Origin of the sequence: Roseateles sp. (genome assembly GCF_044373315.1) — a bacterium.
In the GTDB taxonomy this organism is placed as follows: Bacteria; Pseudomonadota; Gammaproteobacteria; order Burkholderiales; family Burkholderiaceae_C; genus JACDQM01.
Window position 1 is genome coordinate 1 of record NZ_JBILQK010000145.1, and the last position, 5,775, is coordinate 5,775.

General features: G+C 65.8%; 8 protein-coding genes. All 8 read right to left on the bottom strand.

Annotation, left to right across the window (positions count from 1 at the left end; genetic code table 11):
• A partial coding sequence (locus tag ACIQ67_RS18930) for a flagellar motor protein MotB (RefSeq protein WP_397535931.1) occupies positions 1–194 on the bottom strand: 194 nt, incomplete at its 3' end.
• A 90-nt stretch (positions 195–284) separates the two neighbouring features.
• Positions 285–1,142, bottom strand: a complete 858-nt coding sequence (gene motA, locus ACIQ67_RS18935; RefSeq protein WP_397535932.1) for a flagellar motor stator protein MotA — start codon at positions 1,140–1,142, stop codon at positions 285–287.
• A gap of 246 nt (positions 1,143–1,388) precedes the next feature.
• Positions 1,389–2,165, bottom strand: coding sequence for a class I SAM-dependent methyltransferase (locus ACIQ67_RS18940; RefSeq protein ID WP_397535937.1), 777 nt, complete (start codon positions 2,163–2,165; stop codon positions 1,389–1,391).
• A gap of 38 nt (positions 2,166–2,203) precedes the next feature.
• Entirely contained in the window at positions 2,204–2,740 is a 537-nt protein-coding gene (gene flhC / locus ACIQ67_RS18945) for a flagellar transcriptional regulator FlhC (RefSeq protein ID WP_397535933.1), read from the bottom strand.
• Positions 2,741–2,774: 34 nt separating this feature from the next.
• Entirely contained in the window at positions 2,775–3,098 is a 324-nt protein-coding gene (gene flhD, locus ACIQ67_RS18950) for a flagellar transcriptional regulator FlhD (protein WP_397535934.1), read from the bottom strand.
• A gap of 221 nt (positions 3,099–3,319) precedes the next feature.
• Positions 3,320–4,573, bottom strand: coding sequence for a flagellin lysine-N-methylase (gene fliB, locus ACIQ67_RS18955; RefSeq protein ID WP_397535935.1), 1,254 nt, complete (start codon positions 4,571–4,573; stop codon positions 3,320–3,322).
• On the bottom strand, positions 4,570–5,628 hold the full coding sequence (locus tag ACIQ67_RS18960) for a glycosyltransferase (RefSeq protein ID WP_397535936.1): 1,059 nt from the start codon (positions 5,626–5,628) through the stop codon (positions 4,570–4,572). The genes fliB and ACIQ67_RS18960 overlap by 4 nt, the downstream gene beginning before the upstream one ends.
• Before the next feature lie 33 nt (positions 5,629–5,661).
• Positions 5,662–5,775, bottom strand: a 114-nt coding sequence (locus ACIQ67_RS18965) for a FlhC family transcriptional regulator (RefSeq protein WP_397535938.1), incomplete at its 5' end; no start/stop codon positions are given.

Sequence of the window (5,775 nt, forward strand, 5' to 3'; positions counted from 1 at the left end):
GCGAAATAGTCGGCAATGCCCTTCTTGTCGCCCTCGGTGGTCGAACCCAGCAGCCACATCAGCAGGAAGAAGGCCATCATGGCCGTCACGAAGTCGGCATAGGCGATCTTCCAGGCACCACCATGCGCGGCATGGCCGCCCTTCTTGACGCGCTTGATGATAATGGGCTGGAGTTTTTTGGCGTCACCAGCCATGAACGTCTCCCTGCACCAAGGCCTCCAGGCGCAAGCCGGCGTCAGTACGCGCGGCGCAGCGTGAAGCGAAGGTCGACAGCAACAACATCATCACTTCTTCTTCACGTGACCTTCGAGCTCGGCGAAGGTGGGCCGCTCGGTGGAGTACAGCACCTTGCGGCCAAACTCGATGGCCACCTGAGGTGCGTAGCCCTGCATCGAAGCCAGCAAGGTGGTCTTGATGCATTGCAGTTCCTTGCCGTCCTCATCCACCTTGGACTCCAACAGGCCAGCCAAGGGTTCGGCAAATGCGTAGGCCAGCAGAATGCCGAGGAAGGTACCAACCAGGGCCGAGCCGATCATGCCGCCCAGCACCGCCGGCGGCTGCCCCACCGAACCCATGGTGTTCACCACGCCCAGCACGGCAGCCACGATGCCGAAGGCCGGCAAACCGCCGGCCAGGCGCTGAATGGCCTGAACCGCCAAGAAGGCCTCGTGATGGTGGGTGTCGATCTCGTTATCCATCAAGGACTCGATCTCGTGTGCATTCAGATTGCCCGACACCATCATGCGCAGGTAGTCGGTGATGAACTCGGCCACATGGTGGTCATTGCCGACGATCGGGTATTTCTGGAACAGCGCCGAGCTGTGCGGGTCCTCGACGTCCTTTTCGATGGACATCAGGCCTTCCTTGCGCGCCTTCTGCAGGATGTCGTAGAGCAAGGCCAGCAGGTCCATGTAGCGGGCCTTGGTGTACTTGCCGCCCTTGAAGCAGGTCGCCAGCCCCTTCATCGTGGCCTTCATGACCTTGGGCGGATTGGTGGCGAGCATGGCGCCGATGGCCGCGCCAAAGATCGTCGTCATCTCGAAGGGCAAAGCCTTCAAGATCACGCCCATATTGCCTCCGTGCGCGATGTACACGCCGAAGATGCAAGCCATGGCCACGACCCAACCGATGATGACAAACATGAACCAATCCGTTTCGCTGTCCTGGGATCGGGCCGCAACAGCCCACTCTCTCTTCGACCATATCGGCGCTGCAGGCAGTAGCTTGAGTATCAAGCGACCCTTGCGCCGCCAATGGCCGCAACAAGCGGGAATTCCCGGCACAAAAAGAAGCGGCGGCCGCTCTGCTTCGAGAGAGCGCCGCCGCAAGGCACCATTGAGGTGCCAGGAGGAGACAAGAAACCGTCCTTGATCCTTTTACCGATGTTTCTATATCGACCGCTCAGCGCACTTCTTGAGCTGAGGCCGGTACAGCAGCAGGCGATGGCGTCGCCCCAGAGCGACGGTGGCCAGCGGCGCCACTTCGGGCAACTCGAAATCCAGGCTGGCCAGCCAGGCGCCCGGCCGCAGTTCGGCACGCGCCTTCTGCAGCGCCTGCTGCATCGACTCGGGGCGCTGAAACAAATAGACCAGATCGAACTCGGCCCAGGATTGAGCCCACATATCGCCGCGCCTGACCTCGGCCCATCCGCAGCGCCAGGCCGCCAGGCGTGCCAGCAGCGGACTCCACTCGATGCCGCTGATGCGAGCCTCCGGATAGGCGCGACGCAGTTCCAGCAGGCCGGCACCCAGGCCGCAGCCGGCATCCAGCACGCGGGCGCCGGCCGGTAAGGGCGCCAGGCGTGCCAGTTCGAGCAGCGCATCGCGCGGTGTGGGAAACAGCGGCGCATCGCGCCAGGCATGACGGGGATAGGCCAGCGCCAGCAGCGCCAGAGGCAGCAGCCAGGCCCAGCCCGGGATGGCTGCCGCGCTGCCGCTGAGTAGGAAAGACAGTGGAAAGCCCCCGGCCACCATCAGGCGGCGCCAGCGGCTGTCATGGATGATCGAGAGCCCGAGCCCCAAGGTGCTGGCCGCAGTGAGCGCCAGCAAAATCGGCAGCCCCAGGGCGCCCAGCATCAGGTAGGCAGCCCAAGCCAATGCCCAGCTCAACAATGCCGGCAGTGGCCAGCGAGCCCAGCTCGGCAAGACTGATGGCGATCCGCCCATTGCCTGTGCCGACTCCATGCTGATGTCTCGTCAATGACTCAGTGCATCTGCAGCGCGCCAGCGGCGCGGCCCTTGCCGGCGCGGGCCGGCGGGTTGCACAGGCCGCACACATAGTGGCGTGCAATCTCATGCGGATGCGTCACGAAGTGGCCACCGCACTTGCTGCACTTGGTCATCGTCAGCATGCCGTTGTCGATGAACTTCACCAGGCGCCACGCCCGCGTCACGCTCAGCAGCGGCTCCAGGCTCTGCGCCGTGGTCTGCTCCGCGTACAGCTGGTAGGCCTTGATCACCGTGTCGATCTCATCCATCTCCGCGGCCTTGTTCAGGTACTCGTGGATGTTCAGGAACAGGCTCGCATGGATGTTCGGCTGCCAGGTCATGAACCAGTCCGTGCTGAACGGCAACTGGCCCTTGCTCGGGCTCTTGCCCGACACTTCCTTGTACAGGCGCAGCAGTCGCTCGTAGCTCAGGTCCGTCTCCGACTCCAGCACTTGCAGGCGGGCACCGAGGTTGATCAGCGTCACCGCACGTTCGATCTGGCGGGCTTCAGTCAGGATGCTCTTCTGGCGCATGGTCGGTCTCCGGATTCGGTTCAGGCTGTCAGGGTCAGGCGGCTTCTTGGTGGCGGCCGGCCATCAGGATCGAAGCATGCAGGCGGGACACTTGGTCGTTCGCGGCCGTCTTGCCGTGGCTGGTCAGCAGGCCCCACACCAGGTCGTCGTCCATGCGGAAGCGGCACAGCAGCGTGTTTCCCGCAGCAATCTTCATGATCTGTGCCGGGCTCAGCGTGCCGATCAGCGTCGCCGTCTCTTCCGACACGCCCAGTCGATACAGCGCCTGCTCGCGGTCTGCGCGGATCAGGCTCTGCGCCAGCATCAGGTACGACAGATTCGCTTCGCGGATCTCGGCAAGGATTTGGTCTGCGTTCATCTTGGGCTCCTGTTGCTTTACTCGGTGTGTCGCGGGCTTCACCGCTCGTCTCAACGTGAAACGAATTGTGAAGACCGGAACAAAACCCAAACATCAGCCCAAATCCGTCTCTTCTGTCTCCCTCCCACACCTCCCCTTGTCAGGCTTTTTCCTACAAGCCTGTCACTTCGGATGCTGCGCGCCGCAGGGTGGTGGCCGTCGGTGGGGGATGGCGGGTTTGCTCAGAGCACCAGCGTCGCCAGGACCTCGAGGCGCATCGCGTCGGCGGCCTCAAGATCGGCGAACAGGGCCGGCAGGAACTCGCGGTGGTGCTCAATGTTTCGCGCCACCACATAGGTGGCCCGAACCAAGTCCTCGGGACCAAAGGCATCACCCCGCAGTGCGGCAAGACCCAGCGCGTAGAGCCGCACCATGGCATAGCGCACGGCCAGGCCCATGAACTCCCGTTCCAGGCCCGCTCGGTCGCCGTGGGGAAACAGCGACTTGCCCAACTCGTTGAGCAGAAGATTCTTCAGCAGATGCGGCTGAGCAGCCTCGAGCGCCAGCAGGCGCGGCAGCGCGATCTGCTCAAGGCGCTGCGCGCCCTGCTCCAGGCCCTCGGATAAGGCCAGGCCCTGGCTGACATCCAGTGCCAGCTGCCGAAACGAGGGACGCCCGCCATGCCGGCCCAGATAGCGTGCCGTGGCTTCCCACAGCAGGCTCAGCTGGGCCTGGCGCGGAATCGGCATCTGGCTCAGCAACTGCGGCGCGGCGTCCAGCCGCTGCGGCGACAGCGCTTGCTCCAGGACCGCGGCCAGCGCCAGCGTCCCGGCTTCGCCCACCTCCTCGATCGCCGCGATGCGTCGCAGCAGCATGCCCGTCAGAACCAGCCCCTGGCTCGCGCTCAGCCCCGGCAAGCGCTGCAGCGCCATCGCCACATCGCCGATCAAGGGCGCGTGCGCACGCACCAGGTCGGTCTCAGCGGGCGCCACGGGCGGCCGGCGCCGGTACAGGGGGACGGCCAAGGCCTCAGCGGCCGGCATGCGGGTCTGCACCCAGTCCATCGCGTCCGCATCGCTCAAGGCCAGTCGGGCCGCCTCGGGGCAGCTCAGTGAGGCGTGCTGCTGCATCGTCAGCCCATCCTGACCCATCAGGCGCGGGTACTGCCGGCAGGTCTGCGACAGCGCCGCCGCGCCCTGCTCGCGCTGGATGCGGCACAACTGCTGCTCATCGAGCATCGGACAGCTCAAGTCTTCACGCAGCGCCATGGTGGCCTGCCGAGCACTGCTGCCGCTCGGATCGTGCCGCAGATACTGTCGCATCAGGCTGGCCAGTGGCTCCTTGCGGATTTGCACATAACGCTGGTAGGTGGCACGGTCGATCGCGACGCTCCAGCCGCCACAGCAGGTCTCGGGGCAGTCGCCGCCGACGCAGCGGAAGCGTTCCAGGTAGCGCGGCAGGCGCAGATCGGCGCTGCGTGCGGCGCCGCCGCTCATGCCGAAAGACCCTGCTTGAGCGGCGCATGCATGCCCCGCAGCTGATGCGCCTGGGCCTCGCGCCCTGTGGCTTCAAGCAGCAGGGCCAGATTGTGCGCAGCCAGATGGCTGCCGCGGCCGGCAACGGCGCCGCTGTGCAGCGGCCGCTCGCCCAGTGCCAGGCAGCGCTCCCAGGCCTGCTCGATCAGCGGCAGCAGGGCTTCGCCTTGGGCCGGCTCGTCGGCCGCGAAATCCAGCAGCAGGTCGCCCAGCGTGAAAAAAAAGTCCGGTGAATCGCCGCAGACGCCGAGCTGCTGCTCGGCCAGCTGCAGCCCTTGCGCGTGGCGCTTGAGCTGCTTGAGCGCGAACAGGCGCCGCGCCATCAGATCGAACCACCAGCCGTCCTGCGGATGAGGCAGTGCATCGGCGCGCGCGAAGGCGCTCTCGGCCAGTTCGTAGTCTTCGTAGACATAGGCATCCTTGCCGAGCTGGTACCAGAGGTAGGCGTCGTCCGGATGCAGGTCCAGCTCACGCTCGAGCAACTGGCGGTTGCGGCCTTGCTTGTCGTGCAGGCGCTCGGGCAGATACCCGTCATGGCCGACACGCAGGGGCAGGTCGCGCAGCGGCAGCTGATGCACCGGCTGCTCATGCACCAGGCCGGCATAGCGGACAGCGCCCGGCAGCAGCCGGCTCAGGCGGGAATGCGCGCTGCTGTGCAGCTGGCCGTCAAAGAACTGGTCTTCCAGCGCGACGGTGCCGACGAAGTTCGGCGCTGCATCGCGCAGCGCCAGCAGCGCTTCGCCGCCGTCAATCAGCCATTCGTCCGCATCGAGCACCAGATGCCAGTCGGCCCCGGCCAGCTCCAGCGCACGATTGCGCGCCGCGGAGAAGTCATGGCACCAGCTGAAGTGCGCCACCCGCGCGCCATGCGCGGCGGCCAAGGCAGCCGTGTCATCGGTGGAGCCGGTGTCCAGCACCAGCATCTCGTCCACCCAGGGCCGCACACTGTCCAGCAGACGCGCGATACGGCCCGCCTCGTCGCGGGCAATCACCACCAGGCAGACGCGGGCGCGCATCGTCGCGGTCGGTTCGGTCGGTCAGTCTGTGACTCAGTGCATCTGCAGCGCGCCAGCGGCGCGGCCCTTGCCGGCGCGGGCCGGCGGGTTGCACAGGCCGCACACATAGTGGCGTGCAATCTCATGCGGATGCGTCACGAAGTGGCC